Source organism: Pelagibacterium mangrovi (genome assembly GCF_036662815.1).
GTDB classification, from domain to species: Bacteria; Pseudomonadota; Alphaproteobacteria; order Rhizobiales; family Devosiaceae; genus Pelagibacterium; species Pelagibacterium mangrovi.
In genome coordinates, this window is the sequence record NZ_JBAFXA010000010.1 from 92,460 (window position 1) to 115,564 (window position 23,105).

Consider the following 23,105-nt stretch of genomic DNA (forward strand, 5'->3'; position numbering starts at 1 on the left):
CTCGCGCCCCGGACTGGCAAGGGCGCTGTGGGAGTGATAGAGGACGCGCCATGACCGAACCTGCCATCACCATCGTCGCCCTTTACAAATTCGTCGACCAGCCCGATTTCGCCGACCTCAAGGCGCCTCTGGCCGAGTTCTGCTGCACGCACGGCATCAGGGGAACGCTGCTTTTGGCGCCCGAGGGGATCAACGGCACGGTGGCGGGCAGCGCCGAGGCGATTGGGGCACTGGTGGCGTGGCTGGAGGACGGCAACATCTTCGGCGGACGCTTCCGGGGCGCCGAGATCAAATATTCCCACGCCGGCAGCCAGCCCTTCCACCGCATGAAGGTGCGGCTCAAAACCGAGATCGTGACGCTCAAGGCCCCCGAGGCCAATCCGGGGAAACAGGTGGGCACCTATGTGGCGCCCGAGGACTGGAACGAATTGATCGCGCGCGAGGACGTGATCGTCATCGATACGCGCAATGACTACGAAGTGGCGCTGGGGACGTTTGAAAACGCTAAAGATCCCCAGACCACGAGCTTTACAGAGTTCAAGGATTACGTCACCTCCGAGCTCGATCCCGCCCGGCACAAGACGGTCGCCATGTTCTGCACCGGGGGGATTCGGTGCGAGAAAGCCTCGTCCTACATGCTGGCGCAGGGGTTCGAGGAGGTGTTTCATTTGAAGGGCGGCATCCTCAACTATCTCGAAAAAATGCCGCAGGAGCAAAGCCGCTGGCAGGGCGAGTGCTTCGTTTTCGACGAGCGGGTTTCGGTGGGCCACGGCCTCAGGATCGGGGACGCGCAATTGTGCCGGGCCTGCCGCCAGCCGCTGACCCCGGCCGACCGGGAACGGGCCGAATTCATCGAGGGCGTGCAGTGCCATCATTGCGCCGGTGAAGAAAATGCAGCCAAACGCGCGGCGGCAGCCGAGCGGCAGCGGCAGATGGAATTGGCCGCCGAGCGGGGCGAGGCGCATCTGGGGGAAGACGCCAAGGCGATCGCCGAAAAACGGCGGCTGGCGAGTAAAGCCAAGCGTGAGGCCGACAGGGCCAAGAATACGGCCAGCTGACCCGCTCAGGATTCCGGTTCGATACGGGGCGCGAGTATGGGATCGGACGTGAGGACGGCGGCGGCCGCCTCATCCTCGGTGCCCAGCATGTCTGCGACCCGCTCAAGCGCGGCGATCAGCATGAGCTGTTCCCATTCGGCCAGTTGCGAGAACTCGGCGTGAAACTGGGCGTGGGCGCCGTCGGGTGCAATATCGAGCACCTTGCGACCCTTGCCGGTGAGGCTGAGCCAGACCTGCCGCCGGTCGGTTTGCCCCTTGCGGCGGGCGACCATCTCCAGGGCCTCGAGCTTGTGGATCAGCGCCGTGGTGGTGGCCTGGGTGATGCCCATCCGGGCGGCCACCGAGCCGGCGGTGTGCTCGGTGCCATCGTCCAAAAGCTGCATGAAGACGAGTTGCGACGGGGTGAGCCCGGTTTCGCGCATCAGGGCCTTGGAGTTGAGCTCGGTCTTGCGCAGAATTTTGCGCAACGCCGATAACGCTGTCTTGGTCGGGGCTTGCACGGCGCGGTCTGGCTCCAGCGAGAGGTCGTCCATCGTCTTACCTTCGCTTGCCCCCACTCCCAAGCCTCCTCCGGCCCACAGGCGATTAAATCACTTAGATCATACAAATGAACTTTGCCTTACGCAACCATTTCTCCTGATTTCGATTCATTTCTCAAAATTTTATTTTGCACTCGAAACGTAGAGTACGTCGGGATTTCAGCGGAATTTGGCGCTTCGCGGTCACTTTACGCCGGTTGACAATTAGTTTGATTGACCTAACTATCTCGACCAACGGAAACGGAGGCATTCAAGATGGAACTCGCCGCAGCGAGCAACACCGATCCGGATAAAGGCCCGCGCCCGGCCGTCGCGATTCGCAGCCCGAGGCGCGAAGACGGCGCCGCCGTCTGGCAATTGGTGGCCGATACGGCGACGCTCGACGACAATTCGATGTATTGTAACCTGCTCCAGTGCAGCCATTTCGCATCCACCTGTGCGATCGCCGAAATGGATGGGGAGATCGTGGGCTGGCTTTCGGGCTATATCCCGCCCGAACATTCCGACACCTATTTCGTCTGGCAGGTGTGTGTGGCCGAGAAGGCGCGCGGCAGGGGCCTTGCCAAGCGGCTGATCAATGCGGTGCTCGCCCGGCGCATCTGTGCCGATGTGCGCAGGATACAATCGACCATCACGAGCGATAACAAGCCTTCATGGGCGCTGTTCGGCTCGGTGGCCGAGACGCTGGACGCCGATCTGGCGCGTCAGCCCCATTTCAAGCGCGACGATCACTTCGCCGGCAAGCACGAGACCGAATTCCTCGTCACCATCGGCCCGTTCGAGCGCGAAGCGCTGCCGGTCCGCTCGGCGGCCTAGGGGTCGTCACCAATGACCATCCGTTCTCCCCTCATTCCCATTTCTGCCGTCCCACAAAGGAGACAGGGCACGATGACAGCCGACAAACTCGCCACTTTCGACCGCATGGAAAGCCAGGTGCGCTCCTATTCGCGCAGCTTTCCCAAGCTCTTTTCCGCCGCCAAGGGCGCGTCGATCTTCGGGGAGGACGGACGGGAATATATCGATTTTCTCGCCGGCTGCTCCTCGCTCAATTACGGCCACAACGACTCTGACATGCAGGCGGCGCTGGTTGAATACGTCACTTCGGACGGCATCGCCCACGGGCTGGACATGTTCACCGACGCCAAGGAAAAATTCCTTACCGCCTATGAGGAGATCGTCCTCAAGCCGCGCGGCATGGATTACCGGCTGATGTTCACCGGCCCGACCGGGGCCAATGCGGTGGAAGCGGCGCTCAAGCTCGCCCGCAAGGTGACGGGCCGCACCAATGTCATCGCCTTTACCAACGGGTTTCACGGCATGACGCTGGGCGCGTTGGCCGCGACGGGCAACGCTGGTAAGCGCAATGGCGGGGGCATCGATCTTAACGGCGTTTATCGCGCCCCGTTCGAGGGCTATTTCGGTCCCGATATCGACACCGCCGATATGCTCGACCAGATGCTCGACGACCCCTCGGGCGGCATCGATGCGCCCGCCGCTATCCTCGTGGAACCCGTGCAGGGCGAAGGCGGGCTCAACGCGGCCTCGCCCGAGTGGCTGAAAAAGATCGAGGCGATCGCCAGAAAGCACGGCGCGCTTTTGATCCTCGACGATATCCAGGCCGGATGTGGGCGGACTGGGACGTTCTTTTCCTTCGAGGAATTCGGGCTTTCCCCCGATATCATCACGCAAGCCAAATCGCTCTCGGGCATGGGGCTGCCCCTGGCGCTGACGCTGATCAAGCCCGAGCACGACATCTGGAAGCCGGCAGAGCACAACGGCACGTTCCGGGGCAACAACCACGCCTTCGTCACCGCCCGCGTGGCGCTGGAAAAATTCTGGCGCGACGATTCTTTCGCCAAGACCGTCAAGGCCAAGGGCGAACATCTCACCACGCGCCTGGGCGCCATTGCGGCCCGTTACGGGCTGTCGCTGCGCGGACGCGGCATGATGATGGGCATCAACACCGAAGACGGCGAAATGGCTTCGCTCATCTGCGCGCGGTGCTTTGAAAAGGGCCTCATCATCGAAACCTCGGGCGGCAATGACGAGGTGGTCAAGGTGCTCTGCCCGCTGACCATCGACATCGCCAAGCTCGACAAGGGGCTCGACATCATCGAGGACGCCTTCGAGGCGATCCTGGCCGGCGACATGCCGCGCGCCGCCGCCGAATAACGAAAGGATTTTTTGAACATGATCGTTCGTGATCTCGAAGACGCCCGCCAGGGCGACCGGCTGGTCAAGGCCGATGGCTGGGATTCCACGCGCCTGCTTCTGGCCGGCGACGATATGGGGTTTTCCTTCCACATCACCCGCATCGCGACGGGAACCAGCCATGAGTTCCACTACAAGCACCATTTCGAGAGCGTCTATTGCATCTCGGGCGATGGCGAGATCGAGGAGCTCGATACCGGCAAGGTCCACCAGATCAAGCCCGGCGTCATGTACGCGCTCGACAAGAACGACCGCCATCGTCTCACGGCGCGCGAAGAACTTGTGCTGGCCTGCTGCTTCAACCCGCCGGTGACCGGCACCGAAGTGCACCGCGAGGACGGTTCCTACGCGCCTGCCGAGGATTTCAAGCAAAGCGCCTGAGCCTGGAGCGCTTCCAGCAAAAGTGGATACCACTTTTGCGGTTCGGAAGCGCGACAAAACAAGGACTTATCACCCGAACCAAGGAGTAGAGGAAGCAATGACACTCTCTGCAGTTCACACCCGATCGGACGCCTATCCCACCCGCCTTGCCGAGGAAACCTGGCTCGAACGCAAGGACCCGGTGACCTGGGGCATGTGGAGCCCGCAAGCGCCCCTGACCCGCGCCCAGACGGAAGAATTCGACAAGAACGGATTTTTGATCCTCAAGAATGTCTTTTCGCCCGCCGAGGTCGCAAGGCTTCAGGAAGAATCGCGCCGCCTGCGGTCAGGCGAAATCGAGCTTGAAACCGACAATGTCGTGACCGAACCCGGCTCTGACGCCGTGCGGACCATTTTCCGGCTCGAGGACGAAAGCGCGCTGTTCAACCGCATGGCGCGCGACGAGCGGATCGCCGGCAAGGTAAGGTTCCTGCTCGACGATGAGCTTTACCTCCACCAGAGCCGGCTCAACTACAAGCCCGGCTTCACCGGCAAGGAATTCTACTGGCATTCCGATTTCGAAACCTGGCACGCCGAGGACGGCATGGGGCGCATGCGGGCGATTTCCGCTTCAGTGCTGCTGACCGACAATGACGCGCTCAACGGGCCGCTGATGCTGATGCCGGGCTCGCACAAGCATTATGTGTCCTGCGCCGGCGAGACGCCCGAGGACAACCACAAATCTTCGCTCAAAAAGCAGGATGTGGGCGTGCCCAGCCCCGACGCGCTGACCGAGATGGCGCGCAAGTTCGGCATCGAATACGCATCGGGCAAGGCCGGCACGGTGATCCTTTTCGAGTGCAACACCATGCATGGCTCGAACGGCAACATCACGCCCTTCCCGCGCTCGAACGCGTTCTTTGTCTACAACGCCTGGTCCAACCGGGTCGAAGCGCCGTTCGCGGCGCAAAAGCCCCGACCGGCGTTCCTGTCCAACCGCGAGCCGCAAAGCCCGATCGAGATTGTTTCGGGCCCGATCCAATAGGCGGAGACCACATTTGACCACCAAATCCCATACCGTCGAAAAGATCGGCGGGACGTCCATGTCGCGCAGCCATGAATTGCTCGACACCGTACTCATCGGCAACAAGACCGGGGACGCGCTTTATAATCGCGTCTTCGTGGTCTCGGCCTATGGCGGGATGACCGACGCGCTGCTCGAACACAAGAAATCGGGCGAGCCGGGGGTCTATGGATTGTTCGCGAGCGCCGAGAGCGGCTGGCAATGGGGCGACGCGCTCACATCCGTCGCGGCGCGGATGGTGCAAAAGAACGCCGAGATTTTCACCGATCCGGCACCCCGCGCCGAAGCCGACAAATTCATCCGCGAGCGGATAGAGGGCGTGCGCTCCTGCCTCATCGATCTTTCGCGGCTCTGTTCGTTCGGCCATTTCCAGCTCGAAGCCCATCTCCTGACGGTGCGCGAAATGCTTTCGGCACTGGGCGAGGCGCAATCGGCGTTCAACACCGCCCTGCTGCTCAACCAGCACGGCGTCAATGCGCGGTTCGTCGATCTGACCGGCTGGCGGCAGGACGGCGAATTGCCGCTCGACGCCCATATCGCGCGGCAATTCGAGGGGATCGATCTGGGCCGCGAATTGCCGATCGTCACCGGTTACGCCCAGTGCGCCGAACAGCTCATGAAGACCTATGACCGGGGCTATTCGGAGGTGACGCTGTCACGCGTCGCCGTGGTGACCGGGGCAAGCGAGGCAATCATCCACAAGGAATTCCACCTCTCCTCGGCCGATCCCAAGCTGGTGGGCGCCGACAAGGTGCAGGTGATCGGGGAAACCAATTACGACGTGGCCGACCAGCTTTCCAACATGGGGATGGAAGCGATTCACCCGCGCGCGGCCAAATCGCTGCGCCAGGCGGGGATTCCGCTGCGGGTGACCAATGCGTTCGAGCCCGATCATCCGGGCACCGTGATCATGGGCGAGCTTAAGCCCAAGACGCCGGGGGCCGAGATCGTCACGGGGCTCAAGGGCGTGTTCGCGCTCGAATTCTACGATCAGGACATGGTGGGGGTGAAAGGCTATGACGCCAAAATCCTCGAAGCGCTGACCCGGCACAAGGTGTGGATCATTTCCAAAACCTCGAACGCCAACACCATCACCCATTACCTCAAGGGGTCGATGAAGGCGATCAAGCGGGTCGAGACCGATCTGGCCGAAGCGTTTCCGACCGCGACCACGACGCTGCGCAAGCTCGCCATGGTCTCGGCCATCGGACGCGATCTGCGGGGCGCCAAAATCCTGCCCCGCGCCATCGCCGCGCTCGATGCAGCGGGGATCGAGCCCCTTGGCATGACCGACATGGTGCGCAAAGTCGATCTGCAGGTGCTGGTCGCCGAAGACGATTTCGACAAGGCGGTGATCGCGCTCCATCGGGGATTGGTGGAAAGCGAATCGGTCCAAGCCGCGCCGGTCAAGCGGGCGGCGTAGTCCTCAGAACGGCGGCTCGGAGCGGAACACCACCGGTTCGCCGCCGTTCGGGTGCCGGAAGCCCAGTTCGGCGGCGTGGAGTTGGAGCCGGTCGGCGGCGCCGAGCGCTTCGCCGGTCGCGTAGAACGGATCGCCCAGAATCGGGTGGCCGATTTCCTTCAAATGCACGCGCAATTGGTGGGTGCGTCCGGTGATGGGGGTGAGCGCCACGCGCGTCACCCCGTTTTCGCGGGCGATCACCCGCCAGCGGCTCTGGGCGGGCCGGCCGCGCTCGTGATTGACCTCCTGACGGGGCTTGTTCTCCCAATCGGTGGCCAGCGGCAGGTCGATCAGCCCCTCGTCCTCGGCCATCTCGCCCCAGACGCGGGCGATATAGAGCTTGGTGGTCTGCCGGTATTCGAACTGCTTGCCGATATGGCCATGGGCGGGCTTGTGCCGGGCCATGACGATGATGCCGGAGGTGTCTTTGTCGAGCCGGTGGATGGTGCCCGCGCCCGGAAAGCGTTCCAGCGCCCGGCTCTGGAGGCTGTCGAACAGCGCCGGGTCCTTGCCCGGAACGCTCAGAAGGCCGGAGGGCTTGTTGAAGACGACGATATCCTCATCCTCGTGGATGATGTCCAGCCAGGGGTCGCGCGGCGGGTGGTAGTCGAAGGTCTTGGGCATCGGATCGAGCATGGGCGTGCTCTATCAGCATTGGGGCGAACAGGAAAGTTTCGCCTTCGCCACGCTCTGGCCCCGATTTCGCCACAAGCGCTCCCATTATTGTGATCGGTGTGCTAAGGGCACAGGTCAGGGTCAACATTTCTTTCGGGTCTCATGCTTGCAAAACGGCTGATCGCGCTGTTTGCCGCACTCGTCATCGGGTGCTCGTTCACGCCTGCCAATGCGCAGAGCCACAGCCGTGGCGAGATCGAAGTTCTTGCCCAATATTATGCCCAGTATTACGGCGTGCCGCTCGAACTCGTGCGGCGGGTGATCAACCGCGAGAGCACGTTCAACCCCTCCGCCCGCAACGGGCCCTATTACGGGCTGATGCAGATCCTGCCGGCCACCGCCCGCACCATGGGGTTCAGGGGCCAGCCCACCGATCTGCTCAACGCGGAAACCAATCTCATATTCGCCGTCAAATATCTGCGTGGCGCCTGGCTTTTGGCCAATGGCAGCCATGACCGGGCGGTGCAGCTTTACGCCAAGGGGTATTATTACGAGGCCAAGGCTGCGGGCCTGCTCGAAGAGACCGGGTTGCGCCCCGGCCCCGCGACCCCTGCCGCGCCCACCCCGCCCCAGTTCGGAGCGCCCGTCGTGGCAGCGGTTACGCCGGCGCCGGCAGAGGCCGCTCCCGCCGTTGATCCCATCCAGGTCGCCGCCATCGAAGAGACCGCCGCCATCGCGCCGCTCGGCTTTTTGCCCCCTGCCCGCCCGATGGGGCTGGAAGGCGAGCCTGAAGTGACGTCAGAACCCAATGAAGCGCTTGTCGCCATTGCCGCCGCCCAGGCTCCATCGACGGTTCCTGCGCGGCCCCAGCCCGCGGCCCCCTTGCAGGAGGACGAGGCAGAAGTAGCGCTTGCGCTGGCAGAGACCCCGACCGACGAGCCCGAAGTGACGCTGGCGCTGGCGGAAGCCTCGAGCGAAATGGCGGAAGAGGTGGTGGGCGAATTGCGTCCATCCATCGATCTGGTGGCCAGCACCTTCGCGCTGCTGGATGCGCAGGCGACGACCCGCTGAGCGCGGCCTCACCTGCGGCAATCGGGCCACAATCGCACCGCAAACGCGTCCGCGAGGGTTTTCATTAGGCATCGGTGTGCTAGGCTTTGGTTCAAATTGGAGCCCTAGAGCTCCGGCCCGACGGAATGGATAGTGTGGACTGCGTACCAACCGTGAAAGCCGACAAACGCCATAGGTTTCTTGCCCTCCTCTTCGCCGGCACCATGCTGGCCTTCCCCGCTTCGGGGTTCGAGCTGTTCGGCGTCCAGTTCTTCGGATCGGACGCCGAAGATGCCGAAGCGGTGATCGCCGATCCGCGCACCTATACGCTGACATTTGAAACCGGAACCGAGGGCGAGCTCGATGGCGCCCTGCGCGGGGCATCCAACCTCTGGGGCGACCGCGAACAGTCCGCCTCGGGCGTGGCGGGGCTGTTGGCCAAGGCTCGCGGCGACTATGCCCGCCTGACCGGCGCGCTCTACAATCTGGGCTATTACGGCGGGGCGATCTCGATCCTGGTGGGTGGACGCGAAGCCGCCTCGATCCCGCCCGACGCGGCCCTGCCCGAACCTGTCGATATCGTGGTCACCATCGATCCCGGCCCGCAATTTACCTTCGGAGCCTTGCGTATCGCCAACCGCGCACCCGGCCCGGTGCTCGACGAAGACGAAGTCGAACCGCCCGAGGATATCGGGTTCGTGACCGGGGAAGTGGCGCGGGCGACCATCGTCGCGCAGACCGAGCAACGGCTCGTCGAAGCCTGGCGGCAATTGGGGTATCCCAAGGCGTCCATCGCCTCGCGCGACGTGGTGGCCGATCACCCCAGCCGCACGCTCGAAGTTTCGATCACCGTCGATCCGGGCGCCTACGCAGCGGTCGGCCCGATCGGGGTGCAGGGCACCGAGCGCATGGACCCCGATTTCATCGTGCGCCAGACGGGCCTGGTGCAGGGCGCCGAAACCGATCCGGACGATCTGGACCTGGCGCGCGAGCGTCTCAACCGGCTGGGGGTCTTCCGTTCGCTGCGCATCGAAGCGGCAGAACAGGTGCCCTCCAACGGGCTGCTGCCCTATCAGATCATCGTTCAGGAGCAGGCGCTGCGCCGGTTCGGGGTGGGCGCGAGTTTCGGCACGCTCGACGGGCTGGGCGTCGAGGGCTATTGGCTGCACCGCAACCTTTTCGGGCAGGCTGAACGGCTACGGCTCGACGCCCGCGTCGCCGGCATCAGCTGGCCGATCGAAACCGAGGAATTCGACTACGCCTTCGGGGGCACCTTCACCAAGCCGGGGATCCTGACGCCCGATACCGATCTCGTCGCCTCGATCAGCGCCGAGCGCTCGGTGCTGCCGCTCTATACCGAAAATTCGATCCAAGGGCGGGTGGGGCTCGAACAGCTCTTCACCGACACCATTTCGGGCGGCGTGGGCGTACAGTTCCAGCATTCCTATTTCGAGGATGACGAAACCTTCGGCAACCGCACCTTCACGACCGCCGGGCTCTACGGGCGCGGGGTGTTCGACAGCCGCGATTCCGACCTCGACCCCACCGAGGGATTCTATGTCGAGGGCACGCTCGACCCCCTTTACGAGTTCGAATACCAGAACACCATAGTGCGCGCGACGCTCGAAGGCCGGACTTATTTCGGCTTCGGGGAAGACGACAATTTCGTGCTCGCCGCCCGGGTGCGGGCCGGCGCGCTGGCCGGGCCCTCGCTTTCGGAAATTCCGCCTGACCTTCTGTTCTTTGCCGGCGGCGGCGGATCGGTGCGCGGATATGCCTATCGCTCGATCGGGGTCGATGACGGCTTGGGCAATACCACCGGCGGCCGTTACCTGCTCGAAGGCTCGCTCGAAGCGCGGATGAGGTTCAACGACCAGTTCGGCGGCGTCGCCTTCGTCGATGGCGGCTATGTGGCTGCCGACACCTTCCCCGATATCGGGGAACTCAAGCTCGGCGCGGGGGTTGGCATCCGCTATTACACGGCGCTCGGGCCGCTGCGGCTCGATCTGGCGCTTCCTTTGAACAAGGGCGACGATGATCCCGATTACGCGCTCTATGTGGGGATAGGACAATCGTTTTGAGGCGCCTTGCTTCCATCGCTATCGCTGTTTTCGCGCTCGCCTGGCCGCAATTGGCCATAGCGCAGGAGCCGGCCGAGGGCGACAGCCTGATGGATATCCTGGCGCGCGCCACCCAGCTCAACGAAACAGAGCAACGCTCGTTTCTGGTGCAACTGGTCGAAGATCAGATTTCCTCTCCCGACCGGCAGATCCGTCTCAACGGCATCAATGGCGCGCTCTCGTCGAACGCCTCGATCGACCAGATCACCATTTCGGACACCGAGGGCATCTGGCTGATCATCGAGAACGCCGCGCTCAACTGGAACCAGGGCGCCCTGCTGTTCGGGCGACTGGAAATCCAGTCGCTTTCCGCCGATTCGATCGCCTATATCCGCAATCCCGTCTCCACCGAGCAGCCTGACGTACCCTCGCCCGAAGCAGGCGGGTTCAGCGTTCCCGAATTTCCCGTTGCGGTCATCCTCGAAAGCCTCTCGATCCCTTCGGTGCGGTTCGGGGAAGACGTGTTCGGGCTGGGATCGGAAATCTCGCTCGCCGGCGCGATGACCCTCGAAGGGGGCGCTATCGATGCGCAATTGGACATCGAACGGCTCGACGGCCCCGGCGGCGGGATGGACCTTGCGCTGCAATATGCCAACCAGACGCGGGAGATCGATCTCGACCTCAATCTCGTCGAACCCGAGAACGGCATCATCGCCAATCTGCTCAATATCGAGGGCCGTCCGGAAATCGAGCTGGGACTGGCCGGGGCTGGGCAGATCGAAGACCTCGGGGTCGAATTGACGTTCGATGCCGGCGGCAGCCGTATCCTTTCGGGCACCGGCACGCTCAACCAGGGCGCCGAGGGCCTTGCCATCGCCGCCGATCTCCAGGGTCCGCTGGCCGAAATCCTGCCGGCCGTCTATGGGGATTTTTTCGGCGCCAACACCGCGCTCTCGCTCAATGCGCTGATGCGCGACGCCGGCGGGTTCGAAATTTCCGATCTGTCGCTGACCGGCGGATCGCTGTCGCTTTTCGCCAATGCGGCGACCACCCCCGACGGCTTTTTGAACAGGCTCGACGTCACCGGCGAGATCGACAATGCCGAGGACGCCAAGGTGGTGCTGCCCGTGCCCGGCGCCTCGACGCTGCTCGACAGCGCCCGCTTCGTCGTCGATTACGGCACGGACGGGGGCGAGGACTGGAGCGGGCAGTTGGAAATCCTCGGGTTCGAGACGCCCGATTTCGGCGCCGATAGCCTGGTTCTCAACGCATCGGGCGTCGCGGCCGATCTCGACGATCCAGACAATCGGCGTGTCACCTTCAATGGCGACGGCACGCTCGATGGCGTTGTTTCTTCGTCCGAAGAGGTTTCCCAGGCGCTCGGCACCTCGATCGGGCTCGGCGTTGCCGGGCTGTGGGAAGCGGGCCAGCCGATCACGCTGGCGCAATTGCTTTTGGCCGCCGAAGCGCTCGAGCTCGAACTGGCCGGCCAGATCGCCGACGCGGTCTTTACCGGCGACATCAACCTTTCGACCCAATCGATCGCGCCCTTCTCCGGTCTTGCCGGACGCGACCTTTCGGGCGCGGTGACGCTGGCGGCCAGTGGCACGCTGTCGCCGCTGATCGGCGGGTTCGACCTGACGCTCGATGGCACGGGCACCGATCTGGGTGTGGGCGAAGAGGCGGCCGACAATCTTCTGGCCGGCACCGTCGATCTTTCCGGCCGCGTCGCGCGCACGGAAACCGGGCTTGAGGCCACCGATTTCCGCATCGCCAACGAACAGGTCGAGCTTGTTGCCGACGGCACCTATGCGACCGGCACCGCCGATTTCGCTTTCGACGCCTCGCTCGCCGATCTCGCGCTGATCAACGAGGAGGCCAGCGGGCGGCTGGTCGTCACCGGCACCGCCCAGGGCAGCGAGGGCACGATCACGCTGGTCGCCGATGCCGATATCGCCGAGGGCACGCTGGCGGGGCGCTCGCTGCGCAACGCCAATATCGGTTTCGACGGCACATCCAACGCCGATGGGTTGGTGGGAACGCTGGCCGGTTCGGCCTCGCTCGACGGTTTCCGCATCACGCTGGCCAGCGGCATCGACAATTCGGCCGAACGGCTGATCCTCTCCGACATCGCCTTCGAGGCGCCCGGCACAACGCTGGCCGGCAACCTCACCCGCTATGCCGACGGATTGCTGGAGGGGCGGCTGACGCTCGACGCCCCCAGCATCGAAACCGCTGCCGCTCTGGCCCTGGTCGAGGCGAGCGGGGCAGCCAATGCCGACATCATCCTCACCCGCTCGGGCGAGACCCAGAGCGCCGAGGTTACGGCAGCGCTCGATGGCGTGGTGTTTGGCGATATCACCGTGGGTAATGCCGAAGCGCAGGCGACTGTCGCCGGTCTGTTCGGAGTGCCGGTGATCGACGGATCGGTGACCGGAAGTCAAATCGTAGCAGCCGGGACGACGATCGAAACCCTCGACCTCACCGCCTCGGCCAGCGAACAGATTACGCGCTTTTCCGGCAATGCGGCGCTCAATGGCGGCACCGGCATTAATGTCGCAGGGTTGCTCGAACCCATCGACGACGGCTATCGCGTGGCGCTCGACAGCTTCCGGCTGGCGCAGGGCCAGCTTTCGGCCTCCCTCGCCCGGCCGGCCGAATTGACCGTCGCGAGCGACGCCGTCTCGTTTTCGGGGATCGAACTTGCCGTGGGCTCGGGTCGGATTTCGGCAACGGGCAGCGCCGGCGAAAATCTCGACATCGATCTGGTCATCACCGCCCTGCCGCTCAATATCGCCAACACCATCGTCCCCGATCTGGGGCTGGCGGGCACGGTTTCGGGCAATGCGCAGATTTCAGGTGCGGCGAGCGATCCCAATGCGCGCTTCACTGTCGAGGCGAGCGGCATCAATGCCGCCGCGATCTCCGAATTCGGGATCGCCCCGCTTTCCCTTTCCGCCCAGGGCAGCTTCGCCGAAGGCACGGTGACACTCGCCCAGGCGCGGGCCGCCGGTTCGGGCGGTCTCAATGCCACGGCGCAGGGTACGATTCCGCTTTCGGGCTCGGGGCTCAACCTCGCCATCGACGGTTCGGCGCCGCTCTCGCTCGCCAATCGTTTCGTCGCGGACCGGGGTGGGCAGGTTTCGGGCAACGCGACCTTCAACGCCCGGATCACCGGCCGGCTGGACAATCCGCAATTCGGCGGCACGGTTTCGGTGGCCAATGGCGAATATATCGATCCCGCGCTCGCGTTGCGGCTGGTGGGGATCACCGGCAGCGCGACGCTTTCGGCCGAGCGTGCGACGATCAATTCCCTGACCGCCAATCTTGCGACCGGCGGCTCGGTTTCCGCCTCGGGCTTTGTGGGGCTCGATGCAGGGCTGACGTCCGATATCGGCATCAATTTCAACCAGGCGCGCTATGCCGATGGCTATCTGGTGGTGGCGACGGTCAACGGCGCCATCCGGCTTGCCGGGCCCATCGCCAACGGCGGCAGGCTCAGCGGCAATATCGACATCGACCGCGCCGACATCACCGTCCCCGACGGTTTTGGGGGTGCGTCGGGCATCATCGACGTCGACCATGTGCGCCCACCCTCTCCGGTGGCGGCGACACTGGCCCGGGCGCGGATCGATGAACGCGCCTCGAGCACGACGACACCGAGCCGCCCACTTGCCCTCGACCTCACCATATCGGCGCCCAACCAGGTGTTCATCCGTGGGCGCGGGCTCGATGCGGAGGTGGGCGGCACCGTGCAATTGGGCGGCACCATCGCTGATATCCAGCCGGTGGGCGGTTTGGAGCTGATCCGTGGCCGGCTCTCGATCCTCGGCCAGCGCATCGATTTCGACGAAGGCTCGGTGACGCTGATCGGTGACATGGACCCCTTCATCAATCTCGTCGCGCGCACCGAAGGCAATGAGATTACGGTGATCGTCACGGTTTCGGGCCGCGCCTCGGCCCCCGAGGTGACCTTCACGTCCGATCCGATGCTGCCCCAGGACGAAGTGCTCTCGCGCCTGATCTTCGATCGCAGCGTGGGCGAACTCTCGCCATTGCAGCTCGCTCAGCTTGCCGCCGCGGCGGCCGAGCTGGCCGGCGGCGGCAGCGGCTCGGGTTCGCTGCTGGGCTCGCTGCGCGAAGCGGCGGGACTGGACGATCTGGACATCGTCACCGACCAGGAAGGCAATGCGGCGGTGCGCGCCGGTGCCTATATCGATGACAACATCTACCTGGGCGTCGAGGCGGGAGCGGGCGAGAGCCGGGTCACCATCGATCTCGAAGTGACCGATTCCCTGCGGGCCCGCGCGGGCACCAGCGCCAATGGCAATTCCTCGCTCGGCGTCTTCTACGAGCAGGATTATTAACCCCCCAAGAGAGCGGCCGGCCCTCGGGGCGTTTCAGATGGGAACTTTCAGCCCCCACAGAGCCTTATTCCTGCACCTTTAGGCAAGACGCCGCCAGGCGGCAGAAGGATAGGTTCATGTTCAAGGGCTTGCTGCTCTGGATGATCGGCATTCCGTTGCCGCTCATCATCTTGTTGCTCATCTTCGTGCTTTGACGGCGCTCCGCCTCGAGCCTTTTCCAAATCCCATCTCATCGCCCGTCCCTTGGGGCAGATACGGAGTATTTCAAAATGAATTCCATCATCTATCTGGTCGGTCTCGTCGTGGTCGTCATGGCCATCCTGTCCTTCATCGGCCTCGCTTGAGCCGGACCAAACGGGAGGGCTCGCGATGAACGTCGAACCTGCAGTCCGCGCGGCGGACACTTCTTCCTATGTCGATTGGCCGGCGATCCTGGCCGGCGCGGTTGCGGCGGCGGCGATTTCGCTGGTCATGCTGACCTTCGGCTCGGCGATCGGGCTCAGCCTCACCAATCCCTTCGGGCGCGAGGGCGTCTCGCTGTTCTGGATCGCCATCACTCTGGCCATCTGGGTGGTGTGGGTGCAGGTGTCCGCCTTCATGATCGGGGGATACATCACCGGACGCATGCGGCGTCGCAATTTCGATGCGACCGAGCATGAATCCGACATCCGCGACGGCTTTCATGGCCTCTTGGTCTGGGCCACCGCCGTGGTGTTCAGCGCCTTGCTGGCGCTCGGTGGGCTGGGCGGCCTCGCCCAGGGCGCAAGCTCGGCGGCTGGCGCGGCGGCGGGCCCGGTGCTCGAACAGGCCGTGCCCGAAGACCCCTTCGCGGCCAGCGTGGACGTGCTGTTCCGTGGGGGCGATGCCGCACAGGCCGACGACGAGGCGCTGCGCGCCGAAGCCGGACGGATCATCGTTGCCGGGGTTACCGGCGAGGGCATCTCCGAGGATGACCGCGCCTATCTTGCCGAACTGGTCGCGGCCCGCACCGGCCTTGCCCCCGAGGAAGCCCAGGCGCGGATCGACGATGTGGTCGCGCGCGCCGAAGCTGTGCAGCAGGATATTGCCGAGGCGGCGGAACAGGCTTCGCGCGTGGGCATTCTGGTCGCCTTCATCACGGCGGCGGCCCTGGCCGTCGGTGCAGCGGGTGCCTGGTTCGCGGCCGCGGCCGGCGGCAATCATCGCGACAAGCAGACGGTCGTCGCCTTCTTCGTCCGGCGCGACCGGCCCCTGGCCTGACTCAAGCAAAGCCCCGCCCTTTTCGGCGGGGCTTTTTCTTACACTGCCGCTCGATAGGCCACGCCTTCCGAGGCCGGCTCGTCCTGGTGCCAGGCCATCTGGTCATCGCCCAGGGCATCCGCAGTCAGCCTGAAGCTCGCGACGATACCGTCGAGCGCGGTCACCTGACCGTCGGTCTGGGCAATGGTGGCATTGGTCTCTTCGACCAGCGCCGCGTTGTGCTGGGTCATTTCGTCGAGCTGGCGCACGGCGGCGGAGACCTCCGCAATAGCGGTCGCCTGTTCCTGGCTTGCCGCCGATATGGTGTGCATGATCTCCGAATTCTCGATCACCGCCTCGCGGATGTCGCGCAATGTTTCGGCGGCCTGGGCGACCAGTTTGGATCCGCTGTCCACTTCGCGCGCGCTTTGTTCGATCAGCGTCTTGACCTCCGATGAGGCGCCCGCCGCGCTTTGGGCGAGCCGGCGCACTTCGACCGCGACCACGGCAAAACCATTGCCCGCCTCTCCGGCCCGCGCCGCTTCCACCGAGGCGTTGAGGGCCAGAAGGTTGGTCTGGAAGGCGATGTCGTCGATCATCTTGATGATGTCGGAAACCTTGGCAGAGGACGTGGTGATCCGCTCCATGGCGGCATCGGCCTCGCCCATCACCGCCCCGCCCTTCTGGGCGAGATCGGCGGTGGCGCGGGTCTTGGCCAGCGCGTCACCGGCCTGCCGCGCATTGTCGCCGACCGTGGTTGCGAGCTGCTCCATAGACGCGGAGGTTTCCTCGATGGTCGCCGCCTGCCGCGCGGTGCGCCCGGAAAGTTCGGCGGCGCCCGAAAGGATTTCCCCGGTCGCCTGCTTGAGCGCCAGCGAGGTGTGTTTGAGCCGGCCCACGATATCGGCGAAGGTCTCGGCCATGGCGTTGGTGTCGGTCTTGAGCCGCGCAAAGGCGCCCTCGTAATCGCCTTCGACCCGCATGGAGAGATCGGCGGCGGCCATGGCCGAGAGCACAGCTCCGGTTTCTGACAGCCCGCGATCCACCGTTTCCATGACCTGATTGACGCTGCGGGCGAAGCCGGCCAGCTCGGGGTCGTCATAGCGGGCGTCGATGCGCCGCGAAAAATCGCCCGAAACGGCCGCCGAGACGACCTCGCGGACATTGGCCTGCAGATCGGCGCGCATCCGGTGTTCATGGGCCTCGCGCGCCGCGGCCTCGGCCTTTTCGGCGTCCATGGCGCGCATGGCCCGGCCATTGTCGCGGAAGACGGTCAGCGCATCGACCATCTGGCCGATTTCGTGGCGCTGGCGGTCGTCGAGGTCGAGATCGAGATCGCCATCGGCAAGCTGACGCATGCGGGCCGCGATGGCCTTTATGGTGCCCGACAACCCCCGCCCGATGATCACGGCCAGAAGCGTGCCCACCACAAGCGCGGCGAGCCCGGCCACCAGCACCACACCCAGCGTGGTCTCGGCGAGCGCGGCGCCAGTGGGGCCCAGGGCGTCCTGACGCGCCTGGACCGAGGCGAACATATCGCCAAAGGCCTGCTGCATCTGGGGGCCGAGCACGTCGAGTTCGCCAGCCATGACGGCGTTGCGCGCAAGGACGGCTTCCGCGGCCGCGTTGGCGTGGGCCATATAGGCGTCGAGGCCTTCCATCATGCGGTTGGCCGTGGCTTTCTGGGAGTTGGAAATCACCGCATCGTGCAGGGCCTGCAAATTCTGCTTGGCAAACTCCGCGTTCTCGGCGGCGAGTTCGAGCCGGGCCGGATCGGCAGTGAGGAGGAATTGCTCCACCTCGAACTGGGTGAGGATACTCGATTGCACCCCGAACCCAGCCGCCCCTGTCGCGTTGAAATTGCCGCTCACCGCCCGCAATGCCGCCGTCGCGTCCTCACGCAGTGCATCGCCGACAGCCCGCAGGTCGACGACCGTCGCATCGATCCGCGATTGCAATTGGGTCATGTGCTCAAAAGCTGTCTGGTAGGCTTGGGCGGAGGCGGCAAATTCGCCGATCGCGGCGCTGGTTTGGGGATCGGCGGTAAAGAGCGCCATGGTCTCGGCGTCCTGGGCCTGCAGGCTGGCGATCGCCCGGGCCAGGGACTGAGCCTTTTCGGCGGAGGTTTCCAGCCGATAATCGAGATCGGCCAGCCGGGCCGCCGAAAGCTGCTCGACAAAGCCGGAGATCGCCACCGTCTGGCGCGCCGCCGCACGGTAATCGGAAAAGGTCTGCGATACGGCGCTCACCCCGAAATAGGCGAACGCCACAATAGCCGCCAACAACGCGATCATCGCCCCGAACGAAGCGTAGATGCGCTGAGCGACGCTCAATTTCGACAGCATGGATGCCCCCTGGTCCCCCTCAAGACTGAGGCAGTAGGGAGCCGCAATGTTTAAGGAACACTCAATTCCAAGCGGACCAAGCCGTCATTTCTGATTATTTCGGGGCCAGTAGCATCATTTGCCCAAAATAGCGGCAGACTTTGTGACCAATCACCCCGCGCGGGCCACTACCAGGGGCATATCCGGTTCCATTTCGGGCGCAGCTTCGAGGCGGAACGAGTCCACGATGGCGTCGAGATCGCGCGCCTGGGAATCGGTCTGGGCCACGGCCGCGTTGGTTTCCTCGACCAGCGCGGCGTTCTGCTGGGTGATGACGTCGAGTTCGCGCACCGCCGCCGAAACCGCCTCGATGGCGTCGGCCTGGTCGCGACTGGCCGAGGACATGTCGGTCATGGTCGATGCGTTTTCGGTGACCATCGTCATGATAGCGGCGAGCCGGCGCGCGGCCTCACCCACGAGCTTGGAGCCATCACCGACTTCGCGGGCCGATTGCTCGATCAGCTGCTTGATTTCGGCGCTCGCCCCCGCCGCCGATTGAGCCAGCCGGCGCACTTCGACGGCGACGACGGCAAAGCCCTTGCCCGCCTCCCCGGCCCGCGCCGCTTCCACCGAGGCGTTGAGCGCCAGAAGATTGGTCTGGAAGGCGATGTCGTCGATGAGCTTGACGATCGTGGCGATCTGGTCGGACGACCGCGTGATGCGCCCCATGGCGTCGGTGGCCTTTATCATCACCGTTTCGCTTTCGCCCGCCATGGCGGCGGCGGAGGTGGCGGAGGTGGCGACCTCCTCGGCCCGGCGGGCATTGTTGCCCACGGTTGCCGCGAGCTGTTCCATGGATGCGGCCGTTTCCTCGATGGTTGCGGCCTGACGCGCGGTGCGCGCCGAAAGATCATGGGAGCCGGAAAGGATTTCGCGGGTTGCCGATTTGAGCGCGCCGGCGCTCGCCTGCATCCGCCCCACAATGGCGGCGAACCGGTCGGCCAGCGCGTTGGTATCGGTCTTGAGCCCCTCGAACGCGCCGCGATACTGGCCCTGCATGCGGGCGGAGAGATCGTCGGCCGCCAGGGCGTTGAGCACGGCGCCGGTTTCCCCGATCCCCCGATCGACGGTTTCGACCAGCGCATTGACCGAGCCGGCCAGCGCGTCGAGATCGGCCCGTCCGAAATCGCGATCGATCCGCGCCGAGAAATCCCCGTCCGAAGCGGCGGCGACGACACGCTGGATATCGGCCTGCAGGGTCTGGCGCTGGGCGTTGACCTCCGCCTCCTGGCGGCGAGCCGCTTCGGTCTGTAGGTCCATGTCGCGCATGGCGCGGCCATTGTCGCGGAAGACGACAAGCGCTGCGGTCATCTGCCGGAATTCGGTGGCCTGGCTGGCGTTTTCGATCTCACTGTCGAGATCGCCCCCGGCAATGGTTTCCATGGTCTGGGCGGTGCGACGCACCGAGCGGGAAATCCAGCGCGCCATGGCGATGGCCAGCCCCGCCGAGAGGAAGACGATGCCGCCTCCCAGGACGACGGCCAGCCATTGGGTGCCCGCCGCCTGCGATTGCGCGTCGGCTCCCGCCGCCGTTTGAAGCGCTGCGGCGTCGGTGACGATGGCCGAATAGTCCCCGGCCAGCGCCACGTCGATCCGCTCGTGTTCGGCGCGGTCCATCATGCGCTGGGAAAGAGCCTCGTGGACGATATCGAGCTGGCCGAGATAGGCCTGAGTCGCCGCTATCGTCTCATCGACCCGGGCGACGTCCTCGGTGCGAAAGAATGTGGAGCGCAGGTCGGCAAGCGTCGCCAGCGCTGCCTGGGCGGCTTCGGACGCGGCGGCGAACCCGGTGTCGGCCTGGGCTTCATCGAGACCGGTCGCCGCAAGGCGGGCCGTGAGGATGTGCTGCATGGCCAGCCCCGAAATGGCGGCGGCGCGCGCGTTGAGATTGGCCGATTGCGAGGTCTGGGCGATCAGATCGCCCAGCGTGGCGGTTGCCGCATCGCCCAGCCGTTCCATTTCGGCCTGCGCTGCGCTGGTCGCCGCATCGCTGTCGAGGATCGTTGCCGTCTGCTCGGCGTATTGGCGGAAAAGATCGACGCCCTCACCGGTCTCCTCGGTCCGCAGCCCGCCAAGCGCTTGTTCGACGGCAGCGGCATCCTCGGGCGCGCGGGTTCGGTCGTAAAGGGCAAAGGCCAGCCGCGCCGTCGCCAGACGGTCGAGAACTTCGCTGGCCACCGTCGCGCGGCCCGTCGCCTGGCCATAGCTCTCGAGGCTGGATCGGGTCGATTGCATGCCGGTGACGGCAACAAGCAGCAAACAGACCATGAGCCCGATGATCGCGCCGAACGCGGCATAGACCCGATTGGCGACCGAACTGCGCATACCCAGCATCAACGAGCCCCTTCTGGTGGCCAAAAGCACAATGTTGCCGGTCGTTTAGCGGGCACGGGTTAACGCAAACCCAATAGCGATGTCATCGCGACGTCATAAAATTTCGAAGGCAGGCTATCTGCGGGGTGCGCGGCACCATTGCGAACAATTTGCAAAAAAGGCGGCCGGATTTTGTGACAAAACAAAAGGTGGCCTTGCGACCACCTTTGAAGCTTTCTGCCATTTGTGCCTGGGCTCAGCGCGGGGCGAGCACCATCACCATCTGACGCCCTTCGGAGCGCGGGTTGGATTCGACCTTGGCGATCTCGTCGAACTGGTCCTTGACCTTGTTGAGCAGTTCGAGCCCGATTTCCTGGTGCGCCATTTCACGCCCCCGGAAACGCATGGTGACCTTTACCTTGTCGCCTTCGCCGATGAACTTTTCCACCGAGCGCATCTTCACGTCATAGTCATGGGTGTCGATATTGGGCCGGAGCTTGATCTCCTTGACCTCGATCACCTTCTGCTTCTTGCGCGCGTCGGCGGCCTTCTTCTGGGCGGCGTATTTGTACTTGCCCAGATCGAGAATCTTGCACACCGGCGGCGTGGAATTGGGGGCGATTTCGACAAGGTCCATACCGGCATCAAGAGCCATGGCGATGGCTTCGCTGGTGCGCACGACGCCGACATTCTCCCCTTCGGCATTGATCAGCTGGACTTCGGGAACGTTGATATCTTGGTTGGAGCGCGGCCCATCCTTCTGGGGCTGCACGGGTCTCATCGGACGACGAATGGTAATATTTCCTTTCAGTGATTTCCCATAGCTGCGCCTCGCCCCCGCTAACGAGAGCGTGCGCCTGCCTAAAATCTTGGCAATCGGGGTCAAAGTCAACAGGCAAACCGGTGCGCGGACGCGGCTGGTTTGCTCCGGTGACAAACCGGTCACAGGCTCGGTGCCGCTTGCGGCGGCCCGGCCCAGCGGTTACATGCTCAATATGGTTGGCCGAGGCGAAATTTCAATGATCGAAACTACCCAATCGATGACCGTGGGCGCTGGTGGCGATGCCCGCGAGATCGCCATGCTGCGCCGTGCGGGGAATCGCCCGGGCCTTTTCTGGCTCGGCGGTTTCAGATCCGACATGATGGGGTCCAAGGCCCAGGCGCTCGATGCACTTGGCGCCGAACGGGAACTGGCGGTCACCCGGTTCGACTATTCGGGCCACGGGGTTTCGGGGGGGCAATTTCTCGAAGGCACGATCAGCCGCTGGCTCGAGGAAGCGCTTGCCGTGTTCGAGACGACCGAAGGCGAGCAGATCGTTATCGGGTCCTCCATGGGCGGCTGGCTGGCGCTGCTGCTCAATCGCGCGTTGCGCCAGCGTGGAAACACCAACGTCAAGGCCATGGTGCTGATAGCGCCGGCCACCGACATGACGCGCGACCTGATGCGCGAGACCTTCACGGACGCCGAACTGCTCGACCTTTGGGAAAAGGGCCGGGTGGAGCAGGCTTCCGATTATTCGGACGAGCCCTATGTGCTGACGCGCGGGCTGATCGAGGATGACGACAATCATCTGCTGTTCGGCGCTCCGATCCGCACCCATTGTCCCGTGGCGGTGCTTCAGGGCGGCAAGGATACCGACGTTCCCCCCGCCCATGCGCTCAAGCTCGTGAGCCATCTGGTATCCGATCCGGTGACCTTCACCCTCATCCCCGATGGCGACCACCGCCTGTCGCGCGATGCCGATCTCGATCTGCTGCGCCGCACGATCCTGGCGCTGATCTAGGACGTCGGGCGATGAACATCCGTCCCGCCACCCAAGACGATCTTCCCCAGATTCTCGAAATCCACAACGATGCGATCCGCCGGCTCGATGCGATCTGGACCGAGACCGAAGAAACCCTCGCGGACCGCAAGGCCTGGCTCAACGAGCGCAACGCCAATGGCTTTGCGGTGCTTGTCGCCGAACAGGACGGCATGATCCTTGGCCATGCGAGCTACGGCACCTATCGCTCCAAGCCCGGCTATCGCAAGACGGTGGAGCATTCGGTCTATCTGCGCGAAGACGCGCAAGGAAAGGGCGCGGGCAAGGCGCTGATGGGTGCGCTCATCGACGACGCCAGGGCCAAGGGGTTCCATCTGATGGTGGCGGTGATCGACGCGCGGAACGAAAACTCGATCGCCCTGCATCAACGGCTCGGGTTTTCGCTCGCCGGGCGCCTGCCCCAGGCCGGGTTCAAACATGGCCGCTGGCTCGATCAGGTCAATATGGTACTGCTGCTCAACGACGACCCGGCGCCTCCGCGCGGCTATTGAATACTCTAAAGTTGACGGATGGATGCCGAACGCGCATCCAGAAACAGGGAGTGATTCAAAAGTCGAGGGG

17 protein-coding genes are annotated in these 23,105 nt (G+C 64.3%); 12 read left to right on the top strand and 5 right to left on the bottom strand.

The genetic code is table 11. The features are described 5' to 3' along the window. Positions 1 to 50: 50 nt before the first annotated feature. Positions 51 to 1,058 carry an oxygen-dependent tRNA uridine(34) hydroxylase TrhO gene (trhO, locus tag V4T21_RS17135; RefSeq protein WP_332719117.1) on the top strand — a complete coding sequence of 336 codons (1,008 nt, stop codon included), beginning with the start codon at positions 51 to 53 and terminating at the stop codon, positions 1,056 to 1,058. A 5-nt stretch (positions 1,059 to 1,063) separates the two neighbouring features. Here trhO and V4T21_RS17140 read toward each other — a convergent pair whose 3' ends face one another. Beyond that, complete coding sequence (locus tag V4T21_RS17140) at positions 1,064 to 1,615, bottom strand: MarR family winged helix-turn-helix transcriptional regulator (protein WP_332719119.1); 552 nt, start codon at positions 1,613 to 1,615, stop codon at positions 1,064 to 1,066. A 237-nt stretch (positions 1,616 to 1,852) separates the two neighbouring features. Between V4T21_RS17140 and ectA the strand changes: the two genes are divergently transcribed. From ectA to V4T21_RS17165, 5 genes are all read left to right on the top strand, one after another. Continuing rightward, a complete protein-coding gene (gene ectA / locus V4T21_RS17145) occupies positions 1,853 to 2,413 on the top strand; it encodes a diaminobutyrate acetyltransferase (RefSeq protein ID WP_332719120.1) in 561 nt (186 codons plus the stop codon). A 72-nt stretch (positions 2,414 to 2,485) separates the two neighbouring features. Next, complete coding sequence (gene ectB, locus V4T21_RS17150; protein ID WP_332719122.1) at positions 2,486 to 3,769, top strand: diaminobutyrate--2-oxoglutarate transaminase; 1,284 nt, start codon at positions 2,486 to 2,488, stop codon at positions 3,767 to 3,769. A gap of 18 nt (positions 3,770 to 3,787) precedes the next feature. Beyond that, positions 3,788 to 4,189: an ectoine synthase gene (locus V4T21_RS17155; RefSeq protein WP_332719124.1), complete on the top strand. Its 402-nt coding sequence runs from the start codon at positions 3,788 to 3,790 to the stop codon at positions 4,187 to 4,189. Positions 4,190 to 4,286: 97 nt separating this feature from the next. Beyond that, on the top strand, positions 4,287 to 5,213 hold the full coding sequence (gene thpD, locus V4T21_RS17160) for an ectoine hydroxylase (RefSeq protein ID WP_332719126.1): 927 nt from the start codon (positions 4,287 to 4,289) through the stop codon (positions 5,211 to 5,213). A gap of 13 nt (positions 5,214 to 5,226) precedes the next feature. Beyond that, positions 5,227 to 6,675 (top strand): aspartate kinase, encoded by a 1,449-nt coding sequence (locus V4T21_RS17165; protein ID WP_332719128.1) that lies wholly within the window; start codon positions 5,227 to 5,229, stop codon positions 6,673 to 6,675. 3 nt (positions 6,676 to 6,678) lie between these two features. Here V4T21_RS17165 and V4T21_RS17170 read toward each other — a convergent pair whose 3' ends face one another. Continuing rightward, the gene (locus V4T21_RS17170; protein WP_332719130.1) at positions 6,679 to 7,350 is read right to left on the bottom strand and encodes an RluA family pseudouridine synthase; all 672 of its coding nucleotides are present in this window, start codon (positions 7,348 to 7,350) and stop codon (positions 6,679 to 6,681) included. A gap of 141 nt (positions 7,351 to 7,491) precedes the next feature. Between V4T21_RS17170 and V4T21_RS17175 the strand changes: the two genes are divergently transcribed. From V4T21_RS17175 to V4T21_RS17190, 4 genes are all read left to right on the top strand, one after another. Further along, complete coding sequence (locus V4T21_RS17175) at positions 7,492 to 8,400, top strand: transglycosylase SLT domain-containing protein (RefSeq protein WP_332719133.1); 909 nt, start codon at positions 7,492 to 7,494, stop codon at positions 8,398 to 8,400. A gap of 152 nt (positions 8,401 to 8,552) precedes the next feature. Then, entirely contained in the window at positions 8,553 to 10,460 is a 1,908-nt protein-coding gene (locus V4T21_RS17180) for an autotransporter assembly complex protein TamA (RefSeq protein ID WP_332719135.1), read from the top strand. Continuing rightward, positions 10,457 to 14,806 carry a translocation/assembly module TamB domain-containing protein gene (locus V4T21_RS17185; protein ID WP_332719138.1) on the top strand — a complete coding sequence of 1,450 codons (4,350 nt, stop codon included), beginning with the start codon at positions 10,457 to 10,459 and terminating at the stop codon, positions 14,804 to 14,806. Before V4T21_RS17180 ends, V4T21_RS17185 begins: the two co-directional genes overlap by 4 nt. A 369-nt stretch (positions 14,807 to 15,175) precedes the next feature. Further along, positions 15,176 to 16,045: a hypothetical protein gene (locus V4T21_RS17190; protein WP_332719140.1), complete on the top strand. Its 870-nt coding sequence runs from the start codon at positions 15,176 to 15,178 to the stop codon at positions 16,043 to 16,045. 38 nt (positions 16,046 to 16,083) lie between these two features. On the opposite strand, the gene V4T21_RS17195 is transcribed toward V4T21_RS17190, so the two are convergent. The 3 genes from V4T21_RS17195 to infC all read right to left on the bottom strand — a co-directional run bounded on the left by V4T21_RS17195 (position 16,084) and on the right by infC (position 21,514). Next, complete coding sequence (locus V4T21_RS17195; protein ID WP_332719142.1) at positions 16,084 to 18,369, bottom strand: methyl-accepting chemotaxis protein; 2,286 nt, start codon at positions 18,367 to 18,369, stop codon at positions 16,084 to 16,086. A 150-nt stretch (positions 18,370 to 18,519) separates the two neighbouring features. Continuing rightward, the gene (locus V4T21_RS17200; protein WP_332719144.1) at positions 18,520 to 20,742 is read right to left on the bottom strand and encodes a methyl-accepting chemotaxis protein; all 2,223 of its coding nucleotides are present in this window, start codon (positions 20,740 to 20,742) and stop codon (positions 18,520 to 18,522) included. 235 nt (positions 20,743 to 20,977) lie between these two features. Then, a complete protein-coding gene (infC, locus tag V4T21_RS17205) occupies positions 20,978 to 21,514 on the bottom strand; it encodes a translation initiation factor IF-3 (RefSeq protein WP_332719290.1) in 537 nt (178 codons plus the stop codon). Between the two features lie 226 nt (positions 21,515 to 21,740). Here infC and V4T21_RS17210 point away from each other — a divergent pair, with 226 nt between their 5' ends. Continuing rightward, positions 21,741 to 22,505, top strand: coding sequence for an alpha/beta hydrolase (locus tag V4T21_RS17210; protein WP_332719146.1), 765 nt, complete (start codon positions 21,741 to 21,743; stop codon positions 22,503 to 22,505). Positions 22,506 to 22,516: 11 nt separating this feature from the next. Continuing rightward, the gene (locus tag V4T21_RS17215; RefSeq protein WP_332719148.1) at positions 22,517 to 23,035 is read left to right on the top strand and encodes a GNAT family N-acetyltransferase; all 519 of its coding nucleotides are present in this window, start codon (positions 22,517 to 22,519) and stop codon (positions 23,033 to 23,035) included. The last annotated feature ends 70 nt before the right edge of the window (positions 23,036 to 23,105 follow it).

Coding starts and splice junctions, on each gene's coding strand:
- V4T21_RS17195 (WP_332719142.1), bottom strand. CDS start 18,369: ATGCTGTCGAAATTGAGCGTCGCTCAGCGCATCTACGCTTCGTTCGGG.
- thpD (WP_332719126.1), top strand. CDS start 4,287: ATGACACTCTCTGCAGTTCACACCCGATCGGACGCCTATCCCACCCGC.
- V4T21_RS17210 (WP_332719146.1), top strand. CDS start 21,741: ATGATCGAAACTACCCAATCGATGACCGTGGGCGCTGGTGGCGATGCC.
- trhO (WP_332719117.1), top strand. CDS start 51: ATGACCGAACCTGCCATCACCATCGTCGCCCTTTACAAATTCGTCGAC.
- V4T21_RS17215 (WP_332719148.1), top strand. CDS start 22,517: ATGAACATCCGTCCCGCCACCCAAGACGATCTTCCCCAGATTCTCGAA.
- V4T21_RS17200 (WP_332719144.1), bottom strand. CDS start 20,742: ATGCTGGGTATGCGCAGTTCGGTCGCCAATCGGGTCTATGCCGCGTTC.
- ectB (WP_332719122.1), top strand. CDS start 2,486: ATGACAGCCGACAAACTCGCCACTTTCGACCGCATGGAAAGCCAGGTG.
- ectA (WP_332719120.1), top strand. CDS start 1,853: ATGGAACTCGCCGCAGCGAGCAACACCGATCCGGATAAAGGCCCGCGC.
- V4T21_RS17190 (WP_332719140.1), top strand. CDS start 15,176: ATGAACGTCGAACCTGCAGTCCGCGCGGCGGACACTTCTTCCTATGTC.
- V4T21_RS17155 (WP_332719124.1), top strand. CDS start 3,788: ATGATCGTTCGTGATCTCGAAGACGCCCGCCAGGGCGACCGGCTGGTC.
- V4T21_RS17170 (WP_332719130.1), bottom strand. CDS start 7,350: ATGCTCGATCCGATGCCCAAGACCTTCGACTACCACCCGCCGCGCGAC.
- V4T21_RS17175 (WP_332719133.1), top strand. CDS start 7,492: ATGCTTGCAAAACGGCTGATCGCGCTGTTTGCCGCACTCGTCATCGGG.